Here is a 26,230-nt window from a genome sequence, read left to right as displayed (position 1 = left end):
CTTCAGGCCAGCAGCGCCATCACCTCGCCGGACTGGGACTGGAGGCTCTTGCGCATCTTGCCGAACGCCGCCGCCTCGAGCTGGCGGACACGCTCTTTCGACAGGCCGAGCTCGTTGCCGAGGCTTTCGAGCGTGCGGGCTTCCTCGCGCAGCTTGCGCTCCTTGACGATGTAGCGCTCGCGCTCGTTCAGCACGCCCATGGCCGCGACCAGCCATTCGCGCAGCTGCGCCATGTCATGGTCCTGTTCCACCATCTCGGAGGCCTGGCTGCCCTCGTCCTCGATGGTGTCCATCCATTCGCGGCCCTCGTCCTCGGCCGACTGGGTGGCGTTGAGCGAGAAGTCGGAGCCGGACAGCCGGCCTTCCATCATTTCGACGTCGTGCAGCGGCACGCCGACCTCGGTGGCGATCATCTGGCGCAGCTGGTAGCCGTCCAGGTCCTCGCCGCGCGCAGAGGCCTCGCGTTCGAGGCGCGCCTGCACCCGGCGCATGTTGAAGAAGAGCGTCTTCTGGCTCGAGGTCGACCCGGTGCGCACCATCGACCAGTTGCGCATCACATAGTCCTGGATCGACGCCTTGATCCACCACACCGCGTAGGTGGAGAAGCGCACGCCGCGATCCGGATCGAACTTGTCGGCGGCTTTCATCAACCCCAGACCGGCTTCCTGGATCAGGTCGTTCATCGGCGCGCCGTAGCGCTTGAACTTCGCCGCCATGGAGATCGCGAGACGCATGTAGGCGGTCACCAGCCGGTGCAGCGCCTCCTCGTCCCGGTGGTCGCGCCAGGCATAGGCCAGCTGCAGTTCCGTCTCAGCGTCCAGCAGTTCCGCCTTCATGGCGATGCGGGACATTGACTGGTCCGAATTCGTGTCGAGCGCCATGTGATCCCCTCTCGGCTAGCAACGTCTCTTCCGAATGTCGTTCGCAGGGATTACGCGCCGCGGACCGTTTCGGATCACGAAAGAATCGTAAACCGTTCCCGGCTGGCCGTTCACGTTCTTGTTAACTGCCCGCGCCGCGCCGGCGCGGCGCATCGGCGCCGGATGCCGTGGCGCCAGGGCCGCCCGTCCTCGTCACCGTCCTGATCTTAACGCTTCGCTAACCGCTTTTCCGCTAGCCGTTAACCACCTGATCGACGGAGGAAGCATGGTCGCACGGGCCTATACCGTGGCCTTCGAGGGGGTCGAGGCCCGGCTCGTCGAAATCCAGTGCGCCGTAAGCCCCGGCCTGCCGGCCTTCACGCTTGTCGGCCTGCCCGACAAGGCGGTATCGGAAGCCAAGGAGCGGGTGCGCGCCGCGCTGACGGCGATGTCCATCGCGCTGCCGTCGAAGCGCATCACCGTCAATCTCTCGCCCGCGGACCTGCCCAAGGAGGGCAGTCATTTCGACCTGCCGATCGCGCTGGCGCTGCTGGCCGCGCTCGACGTGCTGCCCGAGGACGAGGTTGCGCGCACCGTGGCCCTGGGCGAGCTCTCGCTCGACGGCTCGCTCGTGCCGGTGATCGGCGCGCTGCCGGCGGCGCTCGCCGCCGCCGAGGCCGGCTGCCAGCTGGTCTGCCCGCAGGCCTGCGGCGCCGAGGCCGCCTGGGTCGGCGCCGCCGCGGTCCATGCGCCCGCGAGCCTTCTCGAGACGGTCAACCACTTCACCGGCCGGGCCGTCCTGCCCGCCGCGGAACCCGGCGAGGTGAACGCCGCCCCGGCCGAGCGCGACCTGCGCGACGTCAAGGGGCAGGAGCGGGCCAAGCGCGCGCTGGAGATCGCCGCCGCCGGACGGCATCACCTCCTGATGGTCGGCACGCCCGGATCGGGCAAGTCGATGCTCGCCGCACGGCTGCCGGGCCTGCTGCCGCCGCTCAGCGCCGCCGAGGCGCTGGAGACCTCGATGATCCACTCGCTCGCGGGGCTCCTGGACGAGGGCGGGATTTCGCGCACGCGGCCCTACCGGACGCCGCATCACACCGCCTCGATGGCCGCGATCGTGGGCGGCGGCAAGGGCGCGAAGCCCGGCGAGATCAGCCTCGCCCATAACGGGGTGCTGTTCCTCGATGAGTTTCCCGAGTTTCCGCGCGCCGTGCTCGAAACCCTGCGCCAGCCCATCGAGACCGGCGACGTGGTCGTGGCCCGCGCCAACGCCCATATCCGCTATCCCTGCCGGTTCCTGCTGATCGCCGCGGCCAACCCGTGCAAGTGCGGCTACCTGCCCGACCCGGCCCGCGCCTGCGCCCGCGTGCCCCAATGCGGCGAGGACTATCTCGGGCGGATCTCCGGGCCGCTGATGGATCGCTTCGACCTGCGGATCGAGGTGCCGCCCGTATCGATGGAAGATCTGGACATGCCGGCCTCGGGCGACGGGTCCGGCGATGTCGCCGCGCGGGTCGCCGCCGCGCGCGCCCTGCAGGCCGACCGTTTCGCCGGGCGTCCGGGCACGCGGGTGAATGCCGATGCCGAGGGGGCCGCGCTGGAAGAGATCGCCACCCCGGATGCCGAGGGACGCGCGCTGCTGACCAGGGCGGCGGACCGGTTCGGGCTGTCGGCGCGCGGCTATCACCGCGTGTTGCGCGTCGCGCGCACCGTCGCCGATCTCGACGGCGCCGGGTCGATCCGCGCGCCCCATATCGCAGAAGCCATCGGCTACCGCATCGTCACTCAGGCGTGAGGCGCCCGTCGACGAAGCGCGCCACCCGGGCCAGCGCGGCGTCGGCCTCGGGCAGCGTGCCCTGGAAGATCGGCCAGACATGGGGCAGGTCTTCCCACAGGTCGAAGGTCACCCGCGCGCCTTCGGCCCGCAGCCGCTCGGCCATGCGGGCCACGTCGTCATGAAGGATCTCGGTGCGCGCGGCCTGCAGGAAGACCGGCGGACAGCCCGGATAGCGGCCGAAGAGCGGGGAGGCTCGCGGATCGGACGGATCGGCCGCGCCGACATAGTAGTCGCGCAATTCCGTCACGCGATTGGCCGGCAGCAAGCGGTCGATCTCGGCGTTCCGGTCGAGCGAGGCGCCCGACAGCGTCAGGTCGGTCCAGGGCGACAGCGCGAAGAGCCCCGCGGGCAGGTCCGCGCCAGCCCGGCAGAGCATGCCGAGAAGCGCCAGCGCAAGCCCGCCGCCGGCGCTGTCGCCGCCCAGCACGATCCGTGCCGGGTCGTAGCCCCGCGCGAGCAGCGCCTCCCAGGCCGCCCGGGCATCCTCGACGGCGGCGGGAAAGGGGGTCTCGGGCGCCTTGCGGTAGTCGGGCAGGCAGGCGGCCCGGCCCGTGAGCCGCGAAAGCCGCGCCAGCATGGCCTTGTGGGTCTGCGGCGAGCCCATCACGTACCCGCCGCCGTGGAAATAGAGGATGATCTCCGGCCCGCCGGTCCCGCATCCCGCCGAGGCCCAGAGCGCCGGGATGGCGCCAAGGCGATCCTCGAGATAGAGCGCCCCGGGCGGGTCGGGAAACAGGAGCCGTGCCGCCCGTTCGAAGGAACGGCGCGCCTCGGCGGGTTCGGGCACGCGCGCGAGCCAGGGCTTCTCGACCCGCTGGAGCCAGAGGTTGAGAAGCCTCAGGCGCAGGGTCATGCGCCGCCGCGCCGGGACTCGATCGCCTCCCAGATCCGGCCGGCCACGTTGGTGCCGTCGAACCGTTCCAGTTCCTGGATGCCGGTGGGCGAGGTCACGTTGATCTCGGTGAGCCAGCCCCCGATCACGTCGATCCCGACGAAGACCTGGCCCTTCTCGCGCAGCATCGGTCCGATGGCCGCGCAGATCTCGCGGTCGCGGTCGGAAAGCTCGGCCTTCTCGGCGCGCCCGCCCACATGCATGTTGGACCGGGTCTCGCCCTCGGAGGGCACGCGGTTGATGGCCCCCACCGGCACGCCGTCGACCAGGATCACGCGCTTGTCGCCGGCGCTGACGTCGGGCAGGAATTTCTGCGCGATCAGCGGTTCGCGATTGATGCCCTCGAAGAGTTCGTAGAGCGCGTTGAAGTTCCGGTCGTTCGGGTCGAGCCGGAACACGCCCGCGCCCCCGTTGCCGTAGAGCGGCTTCAGGATGATGTCGCCATGGGTTTCCTTGAACTGTTTCAGCGTGGCGAGATCGCGCGCGATGGTGGTGGGCGGCGTGAGGTCAGGGAACCGCAGCACCAGGAGTTTCTCGGGCGAGTTCCGCACCCAGAACGGATCGTTCACCACCAGCGTCTGCGGATGGATCATCTCCAGCAGGTGGGTCGTGGTTATGTAGCTCATGTCGAAGGGCGGGTCCTGGCGCAGCCATACGACGTCCCATTCGGCCAGGTCGATCTCTCGTTCCTCCCCGAGCGTGAAGTGATTGCCATGCGCACGCCGCACCTTCAGCGGCCATCCCCGCGCGGTGATGCGCCCGCTCTGGAAGGCGATGCGGTCCGGCGTGTAATAGAAGAGCTCGTGCCCCCGCGCCTGGGCCTCCTCGGCGAGGCGGAAGGTGCTGTCGGCGTCGATGTCGATCGGCGCGATCGGGTCCATCTGGAAAGCGACTCTGAGCGGCATGGTCGAACGGTCCTGCGGGTTTCGGTCCGGTCCTGTTTGGCCGACCCGGGCGCGGGTTGCAATCGGGATACGTGCCCGCCGGCCCGCGCCGCTATCCCCAGATCGCGTTTTCGGTCACCACGATCCGCCCCACCCCGTCGACACAGGCGAGATCGAAGCGCATGTCGCTGTCCGCGCCTTTCGGACATGTCCCGAGATATTCCAGCGCCGCGGTCTGCAGCCGGGCGATCTGCCCGGGCGAGAGGCGCAGCGCCGCCGCGTCGAGGCTGCGGGCCTTCTTGACCTCGACGAAGACGATCAGGCCCGCGCGGGCGCAGACAAGGTCGATCTCGCCGCCCGCCCCGCGCCAGCGCCGGGCCAGCACCGCGTGGCCGCGCCGGGCGTAATGCCGCGCGACCGCCTCTTCGGCGGCGCGCCCGGACTCGTATCCCTCGATCCCGCTCATCCCGCTTTCCCCCGCGCGCGCCCCGCGCGGGCCGGGGTCAGTCCCCCTTCGCCAGCGCCAGGGCCATCTGGTAGACCGCCTTGCGCGGTCGGCCATAGGCGGCGCTGACCGCCGCCACGGCATCCTTCAGGCTGCCCTCCGCCATGTGATCGCGCAGCGCCGCCGCGATCTCGTCATCCGAGGCCGCGGCCTCGGCGCCGGCCCGGTCGACGAGCACCACGACCTCGCCCCGAGGCGGTGCCCCGGCATACTGCGCCGCCAGGGCCTGCAGCGTGCCGCGGCGGGTTTCCTCGAACTTCTTCGTCAGTTCCCGGCAGACCGCCGCCTGCCGGGTGCCGCCCAGAACCTCGGCCATATCGGTTAACAATTTCCCAACGCGCTTGGGGGACTCGAAGAAGACGAGCGTTCCGGGCACGGCCGCGAGGCTCTCCAGGTAGCTCCGCCGCGCGCCCTGCGCGGCGGGCGCGAAGCCGGCGAAGAAGAAGCGGTCGGTCGGCAGGCCGGCGACGGTCAGCGCCGCCATCACGGCGGACGGCCCCGGCGCGGCGGTCACGTCGGCCCCCGCGGCGATCGCCTCGCGCGCCAGGACGAAGCCCGGATCGGAGACCAGCGGCGTGCCGGCCTCCGAGGCGTAGGCGACCGACTTGCCCTCCGCCAGCATGGCCAGAAGGCGCGGCCGGACCTTGGGCCCGTTGTGTTCGTGATAGGCGATGATCGGCCGGTCGCCGGCCGGGACGGCGTGGATTTCCATCAGCTTGCGCAGGGTGCGGGTGTCTTCGGCCGCCAGCACGTCCGCCGACGCCAGCACGTCGAGCGCGCGCAGCGTGATGTCACGCGCGGTGCCGATCGGCGTCGCCACGAAATAGAGACCCGGCGCCAACCGGGCCGGTCGATGATCCATAAGGGTCTCCCGGTCACGGCGCCGTTTACTTGACGACGCCAACCCGGTAGGTTCTGCCACATCTTTTCCTGTTCTGGCCAGCATTCGAGGAGACCGGGATGACCGCAATGCTGAACCGCGCCACCGCCGGCCCAAGGCTTGTGGTCGCCATGCTCGTTACCGCCTTTCTGGCCGCCTGCGCCGGGCCGATCGGCACGGGCGGGCCGCAGGTGAACACGCGCGGCGCGGTCCCGGTGGCGCTGCTGGTGCCCTACGGCGCCGAGGACAGCCGCACGACGGCGCTCGCGCGGAGCCTCGAGAACGCGGCGCGGATGGCGGTGGACGATCTCGACGGCGCGGAAATCGACCTGCGCGTCTACGACACCGGCGGCGCGCCCCAGATCGCGGCCGATGCCGCGCGCCGCGCGGTCGACGAGGGCGCGAAGGTCATCCTCGGCCCGCTCTTTGCCGAATCCGCGCAGGCCGCGGGCGCAGCCGTCAACGTCAACCTGCTGAGTTTCTCCAACAATCCGCGGGCCGCGGGCGGCAACGTCTTCCTCCTGGGCAACACCTTCGAGAATACCGCCCGGCGGCTGGTCAACTACGCGACCGCGCAGGGCCGCAGCCGCATCATGGTGGTGCATGCCAACAACCCGTCGGGCCAGATCGGCCGGGCCGCGGTCGAGGACGCAACGATCCTCAGCGGCGCGACCCTGACCGGCGCCGGCACCTACGAGTTCTCGCAGCAGGGCGTCGTGGACGCGCTCGGACCCATAGCAGAGACCGCGCGCGGCACCGACACCAACGCCATCGTCTTCACCTCGGACACGGCCGGGGCGCTGCCGCTGCTGACGCAGCTGCTGCCCGAGAACCGCGTCGGCCCGCCGGAGATCCAGTTCATGGGCCTGACCCGCTGGGACATCCCGAGGGCCACGCTGGACCTGCCCGGCGTGCAGGGCGGTTGGTTCGCGCTGCCCGATCCCGGGACGCGCGCTTCCTTCGACGCGCGGTACGCCGAGACCTACGGCACCCCGCCGCACCCGCTGGCCGGCCTGGCCTATGACGGTATCGCCGCCATCGGGGCGCTGGTCTCGACGGGTCGGTCCGACGCGCTGACGACCCCCCAGCTGACCCAGGCCTCGGGCTTTGCCGGGGTGAACGGCGTCTTCCGGCTGCTGCCGGATGGAACCAACCGGCGCGCCCTCGCCATCGCGGAAATCCAAGACAGCGAAGTAACGATCATTGATCCTGCCCCAAGAAGCTTCGGCGGCCCCGGTTTCTGACCCGGCGGACGTCACGCCCAGCGCCGCGCCCGCGGCCCTGATCTGCCCCGCGCAGGAGATCTTCGACCCGGACGCCGTCCGGGCCGAGCTCGACGCGCGCTTCGCGAACGCGGCCGACGGCAAGGAGGTCCGCGCCATCGCGGTCGACGTTCTCGACACGGCCCGGAAACGGGGATTCGAGGCCATTTCCGCGGCCTTCCGGGCGCGCCCGCTCGAGGCGCGCCCGACCACGGGCGCCTATGCCTGGCTGACCGACCGCGTGGTGGAGGAGGTGCTGCGCATCGCGCGCGAGCGTCTGCATCCCCTGCCCAACCCGACCGAGTCCGAGCGGATCGCGGTGATGGCCGTCGGCGGCTACGGCCGGGGTGAAATGGCGCCGTTCTCGGATGTCGATCTGCTGTTCCTCACCCCCTACAAGATCACGCCCTGGGCCGAGAGCGTGATCGAGTCGATGCTCTACATCCTCTGGGATCTGAAGCTGAAGGTCGGCCATGCCAGCCGCACCGTGGCCGATTGCGTGCGGCTGGGCCGGCAGGACATGACCATCCGAACCTCGCTTCTGGAACAGCGTTTTCTCGGCGGGGACGCCGGGCTCGCCGCGGAGCTGGACGAGCGGCTCTGGACCGATCTCTTCCAGGGAACCGCGGCGGAATTCGTCGAGGCCAAGCTCGAGGAGCGCGCCCAGCGCCACAAGCGCCAGGGCGGCCAGCGCTACGTGCTGGAACCCAACGTCAAGGAAGGCAAGGGCGGGCTCAGGGACCTGCAGTCGCTGTTCTGGATCGCCAAATACGTCCACCGGGTGCGCGAGGCGCACGAGTTGGTTGCGCTCGGCATGTTCACGCAGGAAGAGTTCGACAAGTTCGTGCGCGCCCAGGGATTTCTCTGGGCAGTGCGGTGCCACCTTCACCTGAACGCGGGCCGGGCGGTGGATCAGCTCACCTTCGACATGCAGGTCGAGGTCGCCGCGCGGCTCGGCTACGAGGATCGCGGCGGGCGGCGGGCGGTCGAGCATTTCATGCAGGATTATTTCCGCCACGCCAACAGCGTCGGCGAACTGACGCGTATCTTCCTCACCGGGCTCGAAGCCCGGCACGTCAAGAAGACGCCGCCGGTCGTCGGCTTCCTGCGCCGCGCCGGGCGGCGGCGTAAGATCGCCCAGGGTTACGACATCGTGCATGGCCGGATCTCCATCGCCGACCCGACCGAGTTCCTGGCCGACAAGCTCAATTTCCTCCGCCTGTTCGAGGAAGCGCTGCGCACCGGGTATCTGATCCATCCCGACGCGATGCGCCTGATCGCGGCGAACCTGCACCGGATCGACGACGAATTGCAGAAATCGCCGGAGGCAAACCGCATCTTTCTCGACCTGTTGCTCAAGCACGGGAACCCGGAACGGGCGCTGCGGCGGATGAACGAGCTGGGCGTGCTCGGCGCCTTCATCCCCGAATTCCAGCGCATCGTCGCGATGATGCAGTTCAACATGTACCACCACTACACGGTGGACGAGCATACGATCCAATGCATCTCGAACCTGGCCGAGATCGAACGCGGCGAACTGATCGAGGATCTGCCGATCGCCTCGTCGATCCTGGAAGAGGGCGTGAACCGCAAGGTGCTCTACGTCGCGCTCCTGCTGCACGACATCGGCAAGGGGCGCCCGGAAGATCACTCCATCGTCGGCGCGCGGATCGCGCGCAAGGTCGCCCCGCGGCTGGGCCTGTCCAAGGCGGAATCGCAGACGGTGGAATGGCTGGTGCGCTACCATCTGCTGATGTCCGACATGGCGCAGAAGCGCGACATCAGCGATCCGCGCACGGTGCGCGATTTCGCCCGCCTGGTGCAGTCGCGCGAACGGCTGAACCTGCTGCTGGTGCTGACGGTCTGCGACATCCGCGGCGTCGGCCCCGGCACCTGGAACAACTGGAAGGCGGTGCTGCTGCGTGAGCTTTACAACGCCACCGCCGACATGCTCGAGGGCGGTCTCGAGGAAGTCAGCCGCGCCAAGCGCGTCCGCGAGGCCAAGCGCGCGCTGCGCGAGACGCTGTCCGATTGGGACAAGGCCGATCTCAAGCGCGAGACCCGGCGCCATTACGGCCCCTACTGGCAGGGGCTGGACACCGACAGCCAGGTGGTCTTCGCCAAGCTGCTGCGCGATATCGGCGATGACGAGATCCGCATGGACCTGACCCAGGACACCTATCGCGACGCGACGCGGGCCTGTTTCGCGCTGGCCGATCACCCGGGCATCTTCTCGCGGCTGGCGGGCGCGCTGGCGCTGGTCGGCGCGAACGTGGTCGACGCCAAGACCTTCACCAGCTCGGACGGCTATGCGACCGCGGTGTTCTGGGTCCAGGATTCCGAGGGGTCCCCCTATGACGAGAGCCGCCTGCCCCGCCTGCGCAAGATGATCGACAAGACCCTGAAGGGCGAGGTGGTCGCGGCCGAGGCGCTCAAGGATCGCGACAAGATCAAGAAGCGCGAGCGCAAGTTCCAGATCCCCACGTCGATCACCTTCGACAACGAAGGCTCGGAAATCTACACCATCGTCGAGGTCGACACCCGCGACCGGCCGGGGCTGCTCTATGACCTGACGCGGGTGCTGGCGGCGAACAATATCTACATCGCCACCGCCGTGATCGCCTCCTACGGGGCGCAGGCGGTTGATGTCTTCTACGTCAAGGACATGTTCGGCCTGAAACTGCATTCCGGCGCCAAGCGCGACGCCCTGGAGAAGAAACTGCGCCAGGCCATCGACCGCGGCGACGAGAGGGCGCGGTCGTGACCTCGCCGATCCGGCTGGTCGCGGGGTTCTTCACCGTCGGTGCCTGGACGCTGGCGAGCCGTGTCCTGGGTTTCGTGCGCGACATCATGATCGCGGCCTTTCTCGGCGCCGGGCCGGTGGCCGAGGCCTTCCTGATCGCCTTTTCCCTGCCCAACATGTTCCGCCGTTTCTTCGCCGAGGGCGCCTTCAACATGGCCTTCGTCCCGATGTTCTCGAAAAAGCTCGAGGGCGACGGCACGGCGGAGGCCCAGCGCTTCGCCGCGGACGCGCTGAGCGGGCTGGCGGGAATTCTCATCGTCTTCACGCTGCTGGCACAACTCGCCATGCCGGCGCTGGTGGTGGCGATGGCCAGCGGGTTTCTCGCGGATGCGCGCTTCGACATGGCGGTGGATTTCGGGCGCATCGCCTTTCCCTACATCCTGTTCATCTCGCTGGCCGCGCTGCTCTCGGGCGTTTTGAACGCGATGGGCCGGTTCGTGGCCGCCGCGGCCGCGCCGGTGCTGCTGAACCTGCTGTTCATCGCCGCGCTGGCGGTCGGTGCGGCGTTGGGCTGGCCGCTGGGCGCGACGCTGGCCTGGACGGTGCCGGTGGCCGGGATCGCGCAACTCGCGCTGCTTTGGCGCGCGGCCGAGCGTGCGGGCCTCCGCATCCGCCCGCACCGCCCGCGGCTGACGCCGGAACTCAGGCGGCTGGCCGTGATCGCGGCGCCCGCGGCGATGGCGGGCGGCGTCGTGCAGATCAACCTGCTCGTCGGCCGGCAGGTGGCGAGCTTCTATGACGGTGCGGTGGCCTGGCTCAACTACGCCGACCGGCTCTACCAGTTGCCGCTGGGCGTCGTGGGCATCGCCATCGGCGTGGTGCTGTTGCCCGACCTGTCGCGGCGCCTGCGCGCCGAGGATACGGATGGCGGACGCCATGCCTTCAACCGCGCGACCGAGTTCGCACTGGCGCTGACCGTGCCGGCCGCGGTGGCGCTGGTGGTGGTGCCGGGGCCGCTCATCTCGGTGCTGTTCGAGCGTGGCGCCTTCACCGCCGACGACAGCGCCGCCACGGCGCTGGCGCTTGCGGTCTACGGCGCCGGGCTGCCGGCCTTCGTGCTGCAAAAGGTGCTGCAGCCGCTCTACTTCGCGCGCGAAGACACGCGGACGCCGTTCTATTTCGCGGTCGTCTCGCTGGTCGTGAACGCCGCGGTGGCGATCGGGCTCAGCTACAGCCTGGGCTATATCGCCGCCGCGCTGGGCACGACCCTGGCAGGCTGGGCGATGGCGGTTCTGCTCTGGGTCGGCTCGCGCCGCATGGGCGACGCCGCCGCCCCGGACGACCGGCTGAAGCGTCGCCTGCCGCGGATGCTGCTCGCCTCGGCCCTGATGGCCGGGGTGCTCTGGGGCCTCGAGAGCGCCATGTCCGGGCTTTGGGACGACCCGGTTCTGCGCGTCCCCGCGCTGGCCGCCCTGGTGGGCGCCGGGATGGGCGCCTACGCGCTCGCCAGCATCCTGACCGGCGCCTTTACCCGCGCCGACCTGAAATCGGCCGTCAAGCGGGGATAGGCCCTAGCGCCGGCGGGCCCGCGCCAGCCAGCCCCGCAGCCGCGCCGGACCGCCGGGACTGACCACGAAGGACATCAGGAACCCGGTGACGAACCCCGAGAGGTCGGCGACCCAGCCGCTATGCCCGCCGAAGAAGAGCTGGAACAGGAGTTGCACCGCCAGCAAGAGCCCGACCAGCGCGAAGGCCCGGTAGCGTTTCGCGCCGGCATCGCTCAGCCGCATCCACAGGATATAGGTGAAGGCCCCGATCAGCCCGTAGACGCCGGGGAACCCCCCGGCAAGCGCCACCCGGTCATCGAGCAGCAGGCCATAGGCGAGCGCACCGCCGACGGACGCCCCGAAGAAGACCGCCAGCACCGCCCAGCCCCGGAACGCCTCGCCCACCATCTTGCCGAGGGCGAGAACGAAGACCACCACGAAAAGCGCATGGCTGAACCCCACGTGCAACAGCGGGTAGGTCACGAGCCGGGCCACGTCGCCCGGCGGGAAGCGGCGGTTCTGGATCATCCAGTCGAAGACCACGTCGACGAAGCCCCAGGCCTGGATCGCCGCCAGACGCCAGCCGATGGCACCGGGGCCGCCGATAAAGCCGCGTTCGGCGGCCGCGAAGAGCAGCTCGACCCCCGCGATCACCACGGCCAGCGCGATCACCACGGGCGGCAGCGGGTTGAAGGGATTGGCGTTCGGGTCGCTGTCCTGCACGGGCAAAGCTCCGGTTGACGCCCGCCGGTGCGGCGGCGATAAGCGCGCGTGACTTTCTTTGACGGAGATACAGAAGATGACGGGAGCGGTCCACACGCCTCGTGACGGCGGCGGCGCGAACCGGCGCACGCCGCGGGTCTTTTCGGGAATCCAGCCCTCGGGCCACCTGACGCTGGGCAACTATCTCGGCGCGATGAAACGCTTCGTGGACATGCAGGAAAGCGGCACGGAGACGATCTACTGCATCGTCGACCTGCACGCGATCACCGTCTGGCAGGATCCTGCCGCACTGACCCGCGCGACACGGGAACTGGCGGCGGGCTTCATCGCCGCCGGCATCGACCCGAAACGCTCCGTCCTGTTCAACCAGAGCCAGGTCCCGGCCCATGCCGAGCTCGGCTGGATCTTCTCCTGCGTGGCGCGGATCGGCTGGCTGAACCGCATGACCCAGTTCAAGGACAAGGCCGGAAAGAACCGCGAGGCCGCGAGCGTCGGGCTTTACGCCTATCCGACGCTGATGGCCGCCGATATCCTGGCCTACCACGCCACGCATGTGCCGGTGGGCGAGGATCAGAAGCAGCATCTCGAGCTGACCCGCGACATCGCGATCAAGTTCAACCAGGATTTCGGCGTGGATTTCTTCCCCGTCGTCGAGCCGGTGATCGAGGGCGCGGCCACGCGGGTGATGAGCCTGCGCGACGGGTCCAAGAAGATGTCGAAATCCGATCCCTCGGACATGAGCCGGATCAACCTGACCGACGACGCCGACACCATCGCCAAGAAAATCCGCAAGGCCCGCACCGATCCCGAGCCGCTGCCCGACAGCGTCGAGGGACTCGAGGATCGGCCGGAGGCGCGCAACCTCGTCAATATCTACGCCGCACTGGCCGATACCACCCCCGGGGCGGTGATCGCCGACCATGCCGGCCAGCAATTCGCGACCTTCAAACCGTCGCTCGCCGACCTTGCGGTGGCCAAGCTCGCCCCGATTTCCGAAGAAATGGGCCGGCTGATGGAAGACCCGGCCGAGATCGACCGGTTGCTGGGGCACGGCGCCGACCGCGCGGCCGAGATCGCCGAACCGATCCTCGCCCGCACCCGCGACATCATCGGGATGGTGCGCTCGCGCTGAGCGGCGCGCGGCGGGCCTGCGCCGGCGCACAGCATCTGCGCTTACAGCGGGGACGCATTTCCGGGGCGACGGGCTTACCCTGGCGTCAAGACGAACAGGAGAGCGCGCCATGACAGCCCCGACCCACCCCGAAACCCGCATCGGGCATGTGCACCTGAAGGTCGCCGATCTCGACCGCGCCATCGCCTTCTATTCCGGCGTTCTCGGCTTCGAGCTGCAGCAACGCTACGGTCCCGGCGCGGCTTTCCTCTCGGCCGGCGGGTATCATCACCATATCGGGCTCAACACCTGGGAGAGCCGTGGCGGCACACCGCCCCCGCCGGGACATACAGGGCTGTACCACGCGGCCTTTCTCTACCCGTCGCGCGCGGCGCTGGCGGAAGCCGTGCGACGCGTGACCGAGGCGGGCATCCCGCTCGACGGCGCGGCCGATCACGGCGTCAGCGAGGCCGTCTACCTGCGCGATCCGGACGGCAACGGCGTCGAGCTCTACCGCGACCGGCCCCGGTCGGACTGGCCGCGCGATGGCGACGGGCATTTGGCGATGATCAATGCGCCGCTCGACGTCGCCGCGCTTCTCGCCGAAGCGGAGGCATAGGTCCCGGCGGCTCTGGACCCTCCCGCCCGGCGGTGGTTAGATGCCGGCGATTTTCGGGAGGACAGCATGGCAACGGGACAGAACATCCGCACCTGGTATGACGGGCGCTGGCATGACGGCGACGTGAAGGTCATGAACGCGGCCGATCACGGCGCCTGGCTCGGCACCACGGTCTTCGACGGCGCGCGGCATTTCGAGGGAATCACGCCCGATCTCGAGGCCCATTGCACCCGTGTGAACCGCTCGGCCGAGGCGCTGATGATCACCCCGACCACCGGCGCCGCCGAAATGGCCGAGATCGTGCGCGAGGGCCTGACGGCCTATCCCGCCGGAAGCGCGGTCTACATCCGGCCGATGTACTGGGCGCTGGACGGCGGCGACCTTGGCGTGGTGCCGAAACAGGGCGCCACCGGTTTCTGCATCTGCCTCGAGGAAATCCCGATGGCCCCGGCAGAGGCCACCACGACGCTGACCACGACCCGCTTCCGCCGCCCGGTCCTGGAAGACGCCGTCGTCAATGCCAAGGCGGGCTGTCTCTATCCCAACAATGCCCGGATGCTTGCCGAGGCCCGCGGAAAGGGCTTCGGCAACGCGCTGGTCGCGGACGCGCTCGGCAACGTGGCAGAGAGCGCGACGGCCAACGTGTTCATGGTCCGTGACGGCGAGATCTTCACGCCGGTGGCGAACGGCACCTTCCTGGCCGGGATCACGCGGGCGCGGCACATCTCGAACCTCGGGGCAGAGGGCGTCGCCGTGCACGAGACGGTGCTGACCTTCGACGACTTCCGGGCCGCCGACGAGGTCTTCCTGTCCGGCAACATGAGCAAGGTCACCCCGGTCACCCAGTTCGACGACACGCATTACCAGGTGGGGCCCGTCACCCGCCGGGTGCGCGAGCTGTACTGGGACTGGGCGCGTTCCGCCGGCTAAGCACAAGGCTTGCCGGACGGCACGCTTTCCGCAATCATGCCGCGGGCAACCGGAGGCCACCCATGCGCAAGTTTCTCGTCGTGCTCGACGACAGCAAGGAATGCCTGAATGCCATGCGCTTCGCCGCGATGCGCGCGGCGCGCACGAAAGGGGGCGTCCAGATCCTGGCCATCATCCCGCCCGAGGAATTCCAGCACTGGATCGGCGTGGGCGACATCATGCGCGAAGAGGCGCGCGAGCGCATAAACGCCCATTTCGAGGTGTTCGCGAAATGGATGCGCGACCGTCAGCAGGTGGACCCGGAACTGGTCATCCGCGAGGGCGAGGCGGTGCCCGAGATCCTCGCCCAGATCGAGGAGGATCGCGACATCGGCGTGCTGGTCCTGGGCGCGGGCGTGTCACGTGACGGGCCCGGCCCGCTCGTCAGCCAGCTGAGCCGGACGTCGGGAACGCTGCCCATCCCGATCACGATCGTGCCCGGCGGGCTCAGCAAGGACGAGATCGAAGCGGTGGCCTGAGCCGCTTTTAGAATTGTTCTAAATCTTGACACCATGCGATGCGGCGCGCATATCCTGTTCATACCCAGGAGGCGCACATGTTCATCCAGACGGAATCGACACCGAACCCCGCAACGCTGAAATTCCTGCCCGGCCAGGCCGTCCTCGACGGCGGGACCGCCGATTTCCCGACGCTCGACGCGGCGCAGAAATCGCCCCTCGCCCGGCGTATCTTCGCCAATGACGGCGTGACGGGCGTGTTTCTCGGGCATGATTTCGTCACCGTGACCAAGGATGACGCGGTTGCATGGGAGCATGTGAAACCCGCCATCCTCGGCGCGATCATGGAGCATTTCCAGTCCGGTGACCCGGTTCTCGAAGGCGAGCGCGAGGAAAGCGCCCACGCCGCGCATGACGGCCCGGATTCCGAGATCGTGAACCAGATCAAGGAACTGCTCGACACCCGGGTGCGCCCGGCCGTGGCGCAGGACGGGGGCGACATCACCTTCCACGGTTTCGATCGCGGCATCGTCTACCTGCACATGCAGGGCGCCTGCGCCGGGTGCCCGTCGTCGACGCTGACGCTGAAGATGGGGATCGAGAACCTTCTGCGCCACTACATCCCCGAAGTGATCGAGGTTCGCCCGGTTGCCGCCTGAGCCGCTCGTCCTGGGCTTCGATACATCGGCCGCGCATTGCGCGGCCGCTTTGCTTCGCGGTGACGATCCCGTTGCGCGCCGGCACGAGGAGATGCGGCGCGGACAGGCCGAACGGCTCTTCCCGCTGCTCGAGGAGCTGCTCTCGGAGGCGGGCGCCGGCTGGCGCGATCTCGCCGGTATCGGCGTCGGGATCGGCCCCGGGAACTTTACCGGCGTGCGCATATCCGTCGCCGCGGCGCGCGGGCTCGCGCTGTCGCTCGGGATCCCCGCGATCGGCGTGGCGGGCTTCGACGCGATGGCCGAAGGCCAGCCCGGCCCCGTGCTGGCCAGTCTCGACGCACGGCGCGGGCTCGCCTACCTGGCGCTCGCCGGGGACGACCGGCCGCTTGACCCGGTGCTGGGCGCGCCGGACACGGTCGCGTTGCCGGCGCCGGCCGGAACCCCCTGCATCGGCCATGCCGCCGAAACGCTGGCGGCACGCCTTGACAGCGCCGTCGCGTCGCCGGCCTTCCCGCTCGCCATCGCCATCGGCAGGGTGGCGGCGCGCAGGCTCGGGCGCGCGCATCCGCGCCCGGCACCGCTCTATGTTCGTCCCGCGGACGCGGCGCCGCCCGCCGAGGCGCCGCCCGTGATCCTGCCATGACACCCGCGGCGCTGGCGGCGCTCCATGCCGCAGCCTTCACCACCTCGCGGCCCTGGAGCGCGGCGGAATTCGCCACCCTTCTCGACAGTCCCGGCATCCTGCTCGTGGGCGACGCCCAGGGCATCGCGCTTGGCCGGGTGACGCTGGACGAGGCGGAACTCCTGACCATCGCCGTGCCGCCGTCCCTGCGGCGCGCCGGGCGCGGCCGGGCGGTGCTGGCTGCCTTCGAAACCGCCGTGGCGGCAAGGGGCGCGACCCGCCTGTTCCTCGAGGTCGCAGACGACAACGCGGCGGCACGGGCGCTCTACGCGGGGGCGGGCTATGAAGAGAGCGGCCGCCGGCCCGGTTACTACACCGCCCCGGACAAGCGGCGCAGCGACGCGCTGGTGCTGACGAAATCGCTCAGCGGAGATTGACGCTGGGTCACCTCCCGCGGCGCGTCGGCGGTGCAAAAAGCTGTTGACCCTTTCGCTGGCCTCGGTCCTAAACTGCTTGTGATCCGGCGCCTGTGCGACCGGACCCCGGCGCGCCGCCACCGGCGCCGCCAGACAACACAACCGGGAGTGTGGTATGACCTTCATGAAAACGTGTCTTGGCGCCGCGGCGGCGCTGGCGATGGGTGCGGCGGGGGCCGCCGCGGAACCTGCGCTTATCTTCGACCTGGGCGGCAAGTTCGACAAATCCTTCAACGAGGCGGCCTTCAACGGTGCCAAGCGCTGGGGTGACGAAACCGGCGAGAGCTATCGCGAGATCGAACTTCAGTCCGAAGCGCAGCGCGAACAGGCGCTGCGCCGGTTCGCCGATGGCGGCTCGAACCCAATCGTCATGACCGGTTTCGCCTTCGCCTCGGCGGTCGAGAACGTGGCGCCGGACTTCCCCGACACCAAGTTCGTCATCATCGACATGGTCGTCGACCAGCCGAATGTCCGCTCCGTCGTCTTCGCCGAGCACCAGGGCTCGTACCTCGTGGGCAAGATGGCCGCGATGGCCTCCGAGTCGGGCACCGTGGGCTTCATCGGCGGCATGGACATCCCGCTGATCCGCAAATTCGCCTGCGGCTTCGTGCAGGGCGTCAAGTCGGTGACCCCCGACGCCACGGTGATCCAGAACATGACCGGCACCACGCCGGCTGCCTGGAACGACCCGGTCAAGGGCGCCGAGCTGACCCGCGCGCAGGTCTCGCAGGGGGCCGACGTGGTCTATCACGCCGCCGGCGGCACCGGTGTGGGCGTTCTGCAGGCGGCGGCCGACGAGGGCATCCTCGGCATCGGCGTCGACTCGAACCAGAACTACCTGCATCCGGGGTCCGTCCTGACCTCGATGCTCAAGCGGGTCGACGTGGCCGTCTACAACGCCTTCGCGGCCGGTCCTGACGTCGAGACCGGCATCCACGTGCTGGACCTGTCGAACGACGGCGTCGGCGTGGCCGTGGACGAGCACAACCAGGCGCTCGTCTCCGACGAGATGATGGCCGCGGTCGAAGACGCCAAGGCAAAGATCATCTCCGGCGACGTCGCGGTGCATGACTACATGTCGAATAACGAGTGCCCGGTGAAGTAAGGGACGGTTCCCGTGACAATGGAACAGGATCCGGGGCGGCAGGAAACTGCCGCCCCCGCCATTGAACTGAAAGGCATCTCCAAGGCCTTCGGCCCGGTTCAGGCGAACAGGGACATCTCGCTGTCGGTCGCGCCCGGGACGATCCACGGGATCGTCGGCGAGAACGGCGCCGGCAAGTCGACCCTGATGTCGATCCTCTACGGTTTCTACAAGGCCGATGCCGGGGAGATATGCGTCAATGGCCGGCAGACGCCGATCCCGGACAGCCAGGCGGCGATCAGGGCCGGGATCGGGATGGTTCACCAGCATTTCAAGCTGGTGCAGAATTTCAGCGTGCTGGAAAACGTGGTGCTGGGCGCCGAGGACGGCGCGCTGCTGCGCCCATCGCTGGCGCGGGCGCGCGGGCTGCTGAAGGAACTCGCCGCCGAGTACGAGCTGAACGTGGACCCCGACGCCAGGATCGAGACGCTCAGCGTCGGGCACCAGCAGCGGGTCGAGATCCTCAAGGCGCTCTTCCGCCAGGCCGAGATCCTGATCCTCGACGAACCCACCGGCGTGCTGACCCCGTCGGAGGCCGATCACCTCTTCCGTATCCTGCGCAACCTCAAGCGCGAGGGGAAGACGATCATCCTGATCACCCACAAGCTGCGCGAGATCATGGACGTGACCGACACGGTCAGCGTCATGCGCCGCGGCGAGATGACGGCGACCCTGCGCACCGCGGAAACGAGCCCCGAGAAACTGGCCGAGGCCATGGTCGGGCGCCGGGTCCTGTTGCGGGTCGAAAAGCCGCCCGCGCGCCCGGGGAAAACCGTGCTCGAGGTCGACGACCTGCGCGTGACGGACGCCGACGGCGTCGAGCGGCTCAAGGGCATCTCGCTCGAGGTGCGGGCCGGCGAGATCCTCGGTATCGCGGGGGTCGCCGGAAACGGCCAGTCGGAACTGCTGGAGGTTCTCGGCGGCATCTCCCCGGGCACCGGAGACGTGCGCGTGAACGGGCAGAAACTCGACCTCAGCACCGGCGCCAACGGCCAGGAACGCCGCGCCCGCGGCATCGCCCATGTGCCGGAGGACCGACAGCGGCTCGGTCTGATCATGGAATTCTTCGCCTGGGAGAACATGGCCTTCGGCTATCACAACGACCCGGCCTACAACAGAAACGCGCTCCTGATGGACAACGCCGCGATGCGCGGCGAGACCGCCGACAAGATGGCCCGCTACGACGTGCGCCCGCCGAACCCGGAACTCGAGGCCAGGAACTTCTCGGGCGGGAACCAGCAGAAGATCGTGCTCGCCCGCGAGATCGAGCGAAACCCGGACCTGCTGCTGGTGGGCCAGCCGACGCGCGGCGTCGATATCGGCGCGATCGAGTTCATCCACCGTGAAATCGTCCGGCTTCGGGACGCCGGAAAGGCGATCCTGCTGGTCAGCGTCGAGCTGGAGGAGATCTTCTCGATCAGCGACCGGGTCGCGGTGATGTTCGACGGGCGCATCATGGGCGAACGGATCACGGCCGAGACCGACGAACGCGAGCTTGGCCTGCTGATGGCCGGTATGCAGTCCGACGCCGGGGAGGTCGCCTGATGGACAGAATGCCCCGCTGGGCCGATATCGTCCTCGTCCCGCTCATCAACCTGGTCCTGGCCTTCTTCGTCTCGGGGCTCGTGGTGCTCTCGATCGGCGAGAACCCGGTCGAGGCGATGCAGATCATGCTGCGCGGCTCGGTCGGCAGCGCGACGGCCTGGGGATATACGCTCTTCCACGCCACCAACTTCATTTTCACCGGGCTCGCGGTCGCGGTGGCCTTCCACGCGCGCATGTTCAACATCGGCGGCGAAGGCCAGGCGCTGGTCGGCGGGCTCGGCGCGGCGCTCGTGGCGCTCTCGGTGCCCTGGCCGCACTGGGCGCTGGCGCTGCCCGCGACGATCCTGGGCGCCGCGCTGTTCGGCGCGGCCTGGGCGGCGATCCCGGCCTGGCTGCAGGCCCGGCGCGGCAGCCATATCGTGATCACCACGATCATGTTCAATTTCATCGCCGCGGCGCTGCTGGTCTACCTGCTGGTCAACGTGATCAAGGTGCCGGGCTCGATGGCGCCCGAGACCGCGCGCTTTCCCGAAGGCGCGCACCTGCCGTCGGCCCATGACATGCTCGGCTGGTTCGGGATCCCCTACTCGAAATCACCCCCGGTCAATATCAGCTTCCTGCTGGCGATCCTGGCATCGGTCGGGGTCTGGGCGCTGATCTGGCGCACGCGGCTCGGCTTCGCGATCCGGGCCTTCGGGCACAGTGAACCGGCGGCGGTCTATGCCGGCATCTCGCCCACCCGGATCATCATGGCGGCGATGCTCATCTCCGGCGGGCTGGCCGGGCTGATGGCGGTCAACACCGTCGTCGGCGAGGGCGAGCGGCTGGTGATCGATCACGTCCAGGGCGCGGGCTTCGTGGGGATCGCGGTGGCGCTGATGGGGCGCTCGCATCCCTTCGGCGTGTTCCTGGCGGCGGTGCTCTTCGGGATGCTCTACCAGGGCGGCGTCGAGCTTCAGTTCGAGATGCCCGCCGTCTCGCGCGAGATGATCCTCGTCATCCAGGCGCTGGTGATCCTGTTCACCGGCGCGCTCGACAACATGGTCCGCATCCCGATGGAGAACCTGTTCCTTGGCCTGCGCCGCCGGCGGAAAGGGAAAGCGTGATGGATTTCGCCACGATCCTGCAAATCCTCGACTCCACGCTGCGGCTTGCCGCGCCGCTGTTGCTGGCCTGCCTCGCCGGGCTCTTCTCGGAACGTTCGGGCATCTTCGACATCGGCCTCGAGGGCAAGATGCTGGCCTCGGCCTTCTTCTCGGCGGCGGTCGCGGCGGTGACGGGTTCGGTCTGGCTCGGCCTCCTGGCGGGCACGGCGGCGTCGCTGGTTCTGGCACTCATCCATGGGCTGGCCTCCATCACCTTCCGGGGCAACCAGCTGATCTCGGGGGTGGCGATCAACTTCCTCGCCTCGGGGCTCACGGCCTTCATCGGCCAGAGCTGGTTCGGGCTTGGCGGACAGACGCCGGCGCTGTCCGGCGACGGGCGCTTCGCCCGGCTCGAGTTGCCCTTCGCCGAGACCTTGTCGGGCGTTCCCGTGATCGGCCCGGTCTACGCCGAGCTGATCTCGGGGCACACGCTGCTGGTCTATATCGCCGTCCTCGCGGTCCCGGCGACCTGGTGGGTGCTGTTCCGCACCCGCTTCGGGCTGCGTCTGCGGGCGGTGGGCGAGAACCCGGCCGCCGTCGACACCGCGGGCGTATCGGTCACCGGCCAGCGCTACTGGGCGGTGATGATCTGCGGGCTTCTCTGCGGGCTCGCCGGGGCTTACCTGGCGACGGGCATGGCGGCTGGCTTCGTACGGGACATGACGGCGGGCAAGGGCTACATCGCGCTCGCCGCGCTGATCTTCTCGAAATGGCGGCCGTGGTACGCGCTCTGGGCCTGTCTCCTCTTCGGCCTGCTCGAAGCGATCGGCATCCGCTACCAGAATATCGACGTCGCCGGGATCGGTACCATCCCCGTGCAGTTCATGCAGGCCCTGCCCTACATCCTGACCGTGGTCATCCTGGCCGGTTTCGTCGGCCGCGCGATCCCGCCCCGCGCCGGCGGACAGCCCTATGTGAAGGAACGGTAACCGCCGAGTTAAGAGGAAGTTACGCGAACGCCGCGCCGCGGAAAATTTTCGCGGCGCGGCAGCCTCTGGCCCGTGCTAACCCTTGTCTAAAGGGGTCGGCCCTGCTTCAAATGGGTCATGCAGATCTACCTCCCGATCGCCGAAGTTTCCGTGAACGCCTTTCTCCTGCTGGGGCTTGGCGGTCTGGTCGGCATCCTGTCGGGCATGTTCGGCGTCGGCGGCGGCTTCCTGATGACGCCGCTTCTGTTCTTCATCGGGATTCCGCCAGCCGTGGCGGTCGCCACCGAGGCCAACCAGATCGTCGCCTCGTCCTTCTCCGGGGTGCTGGCGCATCTCAGGCGAAAGACCGTCGATCTGAAGATGGGCTCGGTGCTGCTCGTGGGGGGGCTTGTCGGGGCGGCGGCGGGCGTGCAGCTCTTCGCGATGCTCAAGGCGATGGGCCAGGTCGAGTTGCTGGTCAAGCTCTGTTACGTCGCGTTCCTCGGCATCATCGGGACCCTGATGTTCACCGAGAGCCTGCGGGCCATCACCCGTTCGCGCAAGCCCGGCGCCAAGCCCACGCGCCGCCAGCACAGCTGGGTGCACAAGCTGCCGCTGAAGATGAAGTTCCGCACCTCGGGGCTCTATATCAGCGCGATCCCGCCCGTTCTGGTCGGGGCCTCGGTCGGCGTGCTGGCCGCGATCATGGGCGTCGGCGGCGGCTTCATCATGGTGCCGGCGATGATCTACCTGCTCGGCATGCCGACCAAGGTCGTGGTGGGCACCTCGCTCTTCCAGATCATCTTCGTGACCGCCTTCACCACGCTGATGCATGCCACCACGAACTACACGGTGGACATGGCGCTGGCCGTGCTGCTGCTGGTCGGCGGCGTCATCGGCGCGCAGATCGGCACGCGGATCGGCGTCAAGATGAAGGCCGAACAGCTGCGGATCCTGCTTGCGCTTCTCGTGCTCGCGGTCTGTCTCAAGCTGGGGCTCGACCTGCTGCTGCGCCCCGACGAGCTCTATTCCCTCGGCAACGGGGGGCACTGATGCGCCGGCTGCTCCTGTCCCTGGCGCTGCTGGCGGCCGCCACGACCCAGGCCCCGGCCGAGGAGGTCGTCGCGGGGCTGAGCCAGAACCGGGTCTCGATCACCGCGAATTTCGACGGCTCGGAGATCATGATCTTCGGCGCGGTCAAGCGCACGGCGCCGCCGCCCGATGCCGGTCCGCTCGAGGTGGTCGTCAAGATCACCGGCCCGCTCACGCCCGTCGTCGTCCGGCGCAAGGAGCGCGTGCTCGGCGTCTGGGCGAACACCGCCGCGGTCGAGGTCGATGCCGCGCCCAGCTTCTATGCCGTGGCGACCACCGGCCCGCTGCGCGAGATCCTTTCGGATACCGAGGATCTGCGCCACCGGATCAGCATCGAGCGGATGATCCGGTCGGTCGGCGCGCCCATGGATATCACCGACTCCCAGGCTTTTTCGGAGGCCATCGTCCGCATCCGCGCCGACAAGGGGCTCTACCGCACCTACGAAGGCGCGGTGGAACTGACCGAGGAGACACTGTTCCGGACGGCGATCGGTCTGCCCGCCAACCTGGTCGAGGGCGACTACACGGCGCGCATCTTCCTCATCCGCGACCGGGGTGTGGTCGACATGCGCTCGGTCTCGATCGAGGTCAGCAAGGTCGGGCTCGAACGCTGGATCTACGATCTCGCCCACCAGCGGCCGCTGGCCTACGGGATGCTCTCGCTGGTGATCGCCATCGCGGCGGGCTGGATCGCCTCCGCGGTGTTCGGCCGCTTCCGCACCTGAGATCAGCCGCGGCCCATATAGGGCATCTTCGTCGCCATCACCGTCATGAAAGGGATATTCGCCTCGAGCGGCATCTCGGCCATGTGCAATACCGAGCGGGCCACTTCGGCCAGATCCATGGTCGCCTCGGCCCCCGCACCGTCGGCGCCCGCCACGGCCGCAGCGCCCAGTCCGGCGACCATCTCGGTCCGTGCGTTGCCGATGTCGATCTGCCCGCAGGCGATGTCATAGGCCCGCCCGTCCAGGGCGAGGCTCCTGGTCAGGCCGGTGAGCCCGTGCTTGGTCGCCGTGTAGCAGACGGAACCCGGGCGTGGCACATGGGCCGAGATCGACCCGTTGTTGATGATGCGCCCGCCCCGCGGCGCCTGGCGCCGCATCATCGCGAAGGCCCGGCGCGCGCATGCGAAGGCCCCGGTCAGGTTGACCGCCACGGCACGGTCGAAATCGGCCGCGTCGATCTCGTCGATCAGCCCGGCCGGCGTGAAGATCCCGGCGTTGTTGAAAAGCACGTCGAGGCGCCCGAATTCCGCGTCGATACGGGCGAAGGCCGCGTCGAGCTGGCCCGCGTCGGAGACATCGCAGGGCAGAACGCATGCCGCCGGGTGGCCGTCGGCGGTCTCCTCCAGGCGGTCCCGCCGTCGGCCCATAAGCGCCACGCGCCAGCCTTTGGCCAGGAACGCCTGCGCGGTGGCCCGGCCGATGCCGGAGCCCGCACCGGTGATCGCGACGCTTCGGGCCACGGGCTCAGAAAGCCTTGAAGGTCATGGTCGTCAGCGATCGGGTGATATTGGGGATATTGATGAGGTTCTCGTTGATGTAATGGCCCACATCCCGGTCGGCGGGGATGTAGACCTTCGCCAGAAGGTCGAAATCGCCACTGGTGGAATAGAGTTCCGAGACGATCTCGCGCTCGTAGATGGCGTCCGCCACCTCGTAGGTGGTGCCGGGTGTGCAGCGGATCTGGACGAAGACACATTGCATGGCACGGATTCCTTCTTTCGGGTCGCGGGCAGTCTAGGAAGCTCCGCGCCCCGCGGCCAGACCTATTCGGCCCCCGGCGCCGCGTCGGCGTCAAGCGCGAGCGGCGCTGCGGGCGCGCGGAGATCCGCGGTGTCGAGCGGCGCCGTCGGGCGCGCCAGGCGGTAGCGTGTCACCCAGTGCAGCCGGTGCTCGGCCCGGGTGATCGCGACATAGGCCAGCCGCTTCCAGAGCGGCTGGCCCGCCTCGCTCCGCCCCGAGCGCGCCGCGGCATAGAGATCGGGCGCGAAGACCTGCACCTCGGGCCACTGTGAGCCCTGGGCCTTGTGCACCGTCACCGCGGCCCCGTGCAGGAAGGCCGCCCCCATGTTCGCCGCGAAGGGGATGAAGGGCTCTTCCTCGCCCGGCATCTCGATCTTGACGATCGAGGCGGCAGAAACCTGCGGATCCTCAGCCCCGATGACGTGAAGCCGCGAGAAACCGGGTTTCTTGCCAGGGCCGAGATAGATCACTTGCGCCCCCTTGATCAGGCCGCGCGCCTCGAGGTCGATCCGTTTCTTGCGATGCTTGAGCGGCAGTTCGATCCCGTCGCAGATCAGCGGCTCGCCGGGCAGGAGCGCATCGTCCGGCGAGCCGTAGGCCGCGCGGAAGGCATGGATCAGGCGGATCCGGGTCGCGTTGCGCCAGACCAGCACCGGCGAGCGTGCCATGAGGCCGGCATCGACGCGCGGGGCCACGACGATCCGGTCGTCCTGGCGTGCGGCCTCTTCGACCAGCTGTTCGAACCGCTCGAACCCGACCTCCGGGTCGCCCAGCGCGTGGGCGAGGTCGAGTATCGGGTTGTCGTGTGCCTGCCTGTGAATGCGATGCAGCGTCAGCTTCGAGTCTGCCAGCAAGCCGTCGAAGACCATCTCGCCCGACTGGCCCACCGGCGCGAGCTGTGCCGGATCGCCGAACAGCAGGAGCGTCGGGAAGATCTCCTTCAGATCGTCCAGTTGGGTCTTGTCCAGCATCGAGGATTCGTCGACGAAACCGATATCGAGGGGATCGTCGCGCCGTTTCCACCCACGAATGAAGTCAGAGCCGCGAAGCCCCGCCGCCGCCAGCGCGCCGGGAACAGATTTGTGGATGGCATAGAAGGCGGCCGCCCGGTCGAGCGCGGCCTCGGTCAGGCCCTCGATCACCGGCTTCTCGCCGTTTCCGGCCAGCCACTCCGCGATCTTCTCGTATTCGGGATCGTAGACGGGCGTGTAGAGGATCCGGTGGATCGTGGTGGCCGGAACGCCGCGGGCGCGCAACACGCTGGCCGCCTTGTTGGTCGGCGCCAGAATGGCGAGCGTCCGGCGCTCCTTGCGCCGCCGGCCTTCCCAATCGCCCGACACGGTTTCGACACCGGCCTCCGTCAGGGCTTCCACCAGCCGGGCCAGCAGCATGGTCTTGCCGGACCCGGCCTTTCCGATCACCGCCAGGACAGCGGATTTCGCGCTGCCGGGATCCGGCGTCAGCGTGCCCTCGACAAGGTCGATCCCGGCCGCGGCCAGGGCGGAACTTACCCTGTCATAGGCCTCCGCCTGATCCTCCGAGAACTGCATCCTGCCTCCGCCTGTCCGGGTCGCGGGCACCCTACCGGCCCGCGCCCGCCGGCG

26 protein-coding genes are annotated in these 26,230 nt (G+C 68.9%); 17 read left to right on the top strand and 9 right to left on the bottom strand.

The genetic code is table 11. The features are described from left to right. Nucleotides 1–2: 2 nt before the first annotated feature. The gene (locus tag ACQ5SP_RS09310) at nt 3–881 is read right to left on the bottom strand and encodes an RNA polymerase factor sigma-32 (RefSeq protein ID WP_430938084.1); all 879 of its coding nucleotides are present in this window, start codon (nt 879–881) and stop codon (nt 3–5) included. Nucleotides 882–1,146: 265 nt separating this feature from the next. Between ACQ5SP_RS09310 and ACQ5SP_RS09305 the strand changes: the two genes are divergently transcribed. Further along, a complete protein-coding gene (locus tag ACQ5SP_RS09305; RefSeq protein WP_430938083.1) occupies nt 1,147–2,655 on the top strand; it encodes a YifB family Mg chelatase-like AAA ATPase in 1,509 nt (502 codons plus the stop codon). Here ACQ5SP_RS09305 and ACQ5SP_RS09300 read toward each other — a convergent pair. The 4 genes from ACQ5SP_RS09300 to rsmI all read right to left on the bottom strand — a co-directional run bounded on the left by ACQ5SP_RS09300 (nt 2,642) and on the right by rsmI (nt 5,840). Continuing rightward, nucleotides 2,642–3,550: an alpha/beta hydrolase gene (locus ACQ5SP_RS09300; RefSeq protein WP_430938082.1), complete on the bottom strand. Its 909-nt coding sequence runs from the start codon at nt 3,548–3,550 to the stop codon at nt 2,642–2,644. The two genes, ACQ5SP_RS09305 and ACQ5SP_RS09300, sit on opposite strands and share 14 nt — an antisense overlap. Beyond that, on the bottom strand, nt 3,547–4,494 hold the full coding sequence (gene gshB, locus ACQ5SP_RS09295; protein ID WP_430938081.1) for a glutathione synthase: 948 nt from the start codon (nt 4,492–4,494) through the stop codon (nt 3,547–3,549). The genes ACQ5SP_RS09300 and gshB overlap by 4 nt, the downstream gene beginning before the upstream one ends. A 91-nt stretch (nt 4,495–4,585) precedes the next feature. Continuing rightward, on the bottom strand, nt 4,586–4,939 hold the full coding sequence (locus ACQ5SP_RS09290) for a YraN family protein (RefSeq protein ID WP_430938080.1): 354 nt from the start codon (nt 4,937–4,939) through the stop codon (nt 4,586–4,588). Nucleotides 4,940–4,976: 37 nt separating this feature from the next. Continuing rightward, nucleotides 4,977–5,840 (bottom strand): 16S rRNA (cytidine(1402)-2'-O)-methyltransferase, encoded by an 864-nt coding sequence (rsmI, locus tag ACQ5SP_RS09285; RefSeq protein ID WP_430938079.1) that lies wholly within the window; start codon nt 5,838–5,840, stop codon nt 4,977–4,979. Nucleotides 5,841–5,938: 98 nt separating this feature from the next. On the opposite strand from rsmI, the gene ACQ5SP_RS09280 reads away from it, so the two are divergent. The 3 genes from ACQ5SP_RS09280 to murJ are packed head-to-tail and all read left to right on the top strand — an operon-like array spanning nt 5,939 to nt 11,431. After that, nucleotides 5,939–7,102 (top strand): penicillin-binding protein activator, encoded by a 1,164-nt coding sequence (locus tag ACQ5SP_RS09280; RefSeq protein WP_430938078.1) that lies wholly within the window; start codon nt 5,939–5,941, stop codon nt 7,100–7,102. Continuing rightward, nucleotides 7,062–9,884, top strand: a complete 2,823-nt coding sequence (locus ACQ5SP_RS09275; RefSeq protein WP_430938077.1) for a [protein-PII] uridylyltransferase — start codon at nt 7,062–7,064, stop codon at nt 9,882–9,884. Before ACQ5SP_RS09280 ends, ACQ5SP_RS09275 begins: the two co-directional genes overlap by 41 nt. Beyond that, nucleotides 9,881–11,431: a murein biosynthesis integral membrane protein MurJ gene (murJ, locus tag ACQ5SP_RS09270; protein ID WP_430938076.1), complete on the top strand. Its 1,551-nt coding sequence runs from the start codon at nt 9,881–9,883 to the stop codon at nt 11,429–11,431. The genes ACQ5SP_RS09275 and murJ overlap by 4 nt, the downstream gene beginning before the upstream one ends. Nucleotides 11,432–11,434: 3 nt before the next feature. On the opposite strand, the gene ACQ5SP_RS09265 is transcribed toward murJ, so the two are convergent. Then, nucleotides 11,435–12,133 (bottom strand): rhomboid family intramembrane serine protease, encoded by a 699-nt coding sequence (locus tag ACQ5SP_RS09265; RefSeq protein ID WP_430938075.1) that lies wholly within the window; start codon nt 12,131–12,133, stop codon nt 11,435–11,437. A 76-nt stretch (nt 12,134–12,209) separates the two neighbouring features. Here ACQ5SP_RS09265 and trpS point away from each other — a divergent pair, with 76 nt between their 5' ends. The 13 genes from trpS (at nt 12,210) to ACQ5SP_RS09200 (ending at nt 23,606) form a co-directional block, all read left to right on the top strand. Beyond that, nucleotides 12,210–13,265, top strand: a complete 1,056-nt coding sequence (gene trpS, locus ACQ5SP_RS09260; protein ID WP_430938074.1) for a tryptophan--tRNA ligase — start codon at nt 12,210–12,212, stop codon at nt 13,263–13,265. Between the two features lie 109 nt (nt 13,266–13,374). Further along, nucleotides 13,375–13,863 carry a VOC family protein gene (locus ACQ5SP_RS09255; protein WP_430938073.1) on the top strand — a complete coding sequence of 163 codons (489 nt, stop codon included), beginning with the start codon at nt 13,375–13,377 and terminating at the stop codon, nt 13,861–13,863. 66 nt (nt 13,864–13,929) lie between these two features. Continuing rightward, a complete protein-coding gene (locus ACQ5SP_RS09250) occupies nt 13,930–14,793 on the top strand; it encodes a branched-chain amino acid aminotransferase (protein WP_430938072.1) in 864 nt (287 codons plus the stop codon). Between the two features lie 62 nt (nt 14,794–14,855). Then, nucleotides 14,856–15,311, top strand: coding sequence for a universal stress protein (locus ACQ5SP_RS09245; protein WP_430938071.1), 456 nt, complete (start codon nt 14,856–14,858; stop codon nt 15,309–15,311). A gap of 77 nt (nt 15,312–15,388) precedes the next feature. Continuing rightward, on the top strand, nt 15,389–15,949 hold the full coding sequence (locus tag ACQ5SP_RS09240; protein ID WP_430938070.1) for a NifU family protein: 561 nt from the start codon (nt 15,389–15,391) through the stop codon (nt 15,947–15,949). Further along, nucleotides 15,939–16,592, top strand: coding sequence for a tRNA (adenosine(37)-N6)-threonylcarbamoyltransferase complex dimerization subunit type 1 TsaB (gene tsaB, locus ACQ5SP_RS09235; RefSeq protein WP_430938069.1), 654 nt, complete (start codon nt 15,939–15,941; stop codon nt 16,590–16,592). The genes ACQ5SP_RS09240 and tsaB overlap by 11 nt, the downstream gene beginning before the upstream one ends. Continuing rightward, nucleotides 16,589–17,008: a GNAT family N-acetyltransferase gene (locus ACQ5SP_RS09230; protein ID WP_430938068.1), complete on the top strand. Its 420-nt coding sequence runs from the start codon at nt 16,589–16,591 to the stop codon at nt 17,006–17,008. The genes tsaB and ACQ5SP_RS09230 overlap by 4 nt, the downstream gene beginning before the upstream one ends. Nucleotides 17,009–17,162: 154 nt before the next feature. Beyond that, nucleotides 17,163–18,152 carry a BMP family lipoprotein gene (locus ACQ5SP_RS09225; protein WP_430938067.1) on the top strand — a complete coding sequence of 330 codons (990 nt, stop codon included), beginning with the start codon at nt 17,163–17,165 and terminating at the stop codon, nt 18,150–18,152. Between the two features lie 18 nt (nt 18,153–18,170). Further along, nucleotides 18,171–19,736, top strand: coding sequence for an ABC transporter ATP-binding protein (locus ACQ5SP_RS09220; protein ID WP_430938166.1), 1,566 nt, complete (start codon nt 18,171–18,173; stop codon nt 19,734–19,736). Beyond that, on the top strand, nt 19,736–20,842 hold the full coding sequence (locus ACQ5SP_RS09215; RefSeq protein WP_430938066.1) for an ABC transporter permease: 1,107 nt from the start codon (nt 19,736–19,738) through the stop codon (nt 20,840–20,842). The genes ACQ5SP_RS09220 and ACQ5SP_RS09215 overlap by 1 nt, the downstream gene beginning before the upstream one ends. Further along, nucleotides 20,842–21,810 (top strand): ABC transporter permease, encoded by a 969-nt coding sequence (locus ACQ5SP_RS09210; protein WP_430938065.1) that lies wholly within the window; start codon nt 20,842–20,844, stop codon nt 21,808–21,810. The genes ACQ5SP_RS09215 and ACQ5SP_RS09210 overlap by 1 nt, the downstream gene beginning before the upstream one ends. Nucleotides 21,811–21,927: 117 nt before the next feature. After that, nucleotides 21,928–22,842: a sulfite exporter TauE/SafE family protein gene (locus ACQ5SP_RS09205; protein WP_430938064.1), complete on the top strand. Its 915-nt coding sequence runs from the start codon at nt 21,928–21,930 to the stop codon at nt 22,840–22,842. Beyond that, on the top strand, nt 22,842–23,606 hold the full coding sequence (locus tag ACQ5SP_RS09200) for a TIGR02186 family protein (protein WP_430938063.1): 765 nt from the start codon (nt 22,842–22,844) through the stop codon (nt 23,604–23,606). The genes ACQ5SP_RS09205 and ACQ5SP_RS09200 overlap by 1 nt, the downstream gene beginning before the upstream one ends. A gap of 2 nt (nt 23,607–23,608) precedes the next feature. On the opposite strand, the gene ACQ5SP_RS09195 is transcribed toward ACQ5SP_RS09200, so the two are convergent. The 3 genes from ACQ5SP_RS09195 to ACQ5SP_RS09185 form a co-directional block, all read right to left on the bottom strand. Continuing rightward, nucleotides 23,609–24,346: an SDR family oxidoreductase gene (locus ACQ5SP_RS09195; RefSeq protein ID WP_430938062.1), complete on the bottom strand. Its 738-nt coding sequence runs from the start codon at nt 24,344–24,346 to the stop codon at nt 23,609–23,611. A gap of 4 nt (nt 24,347–24,350) precedes the next feature. Next, complete coding sequence (locus ACQ5SP_RS09190) at nt 24,351–24,587, bottom strand: Lrp/AsnC ligand binding domain-containing protein (RefSeq protein WP_430938061.1); 237 nt, start codon at nt 24,585–24,587, stop codon at nt 24,351–24,353. A gap of 62 nt (nt 24,588–24,649) precedes the next feature. Further along, a complete protein-coding gene (locus ACQ5SP_RS09185; protein ID WP_430938060.1) occupies nt 24,650–26,176 on the bottom strand; it encodes an ATP-dependent DNA helicase in 1,527 nt (508 codons plus the stop codon). Nucleotides 26,177–26,230: the final 54 nt, after the last annotated feature.

This window comes from Rhodovulum sp. YNF3179 (assembly GCF_050586465.1).
Taxonomy (GTDB): Bacteria; Pseudomonadota; Alphaproteobacteria; order Rhodobacterales; family Rhodobacteraceae; genus CAJXYS01.
This window is presented reverse-complemented; position numbering and strand designations above follow the sequence as displayed.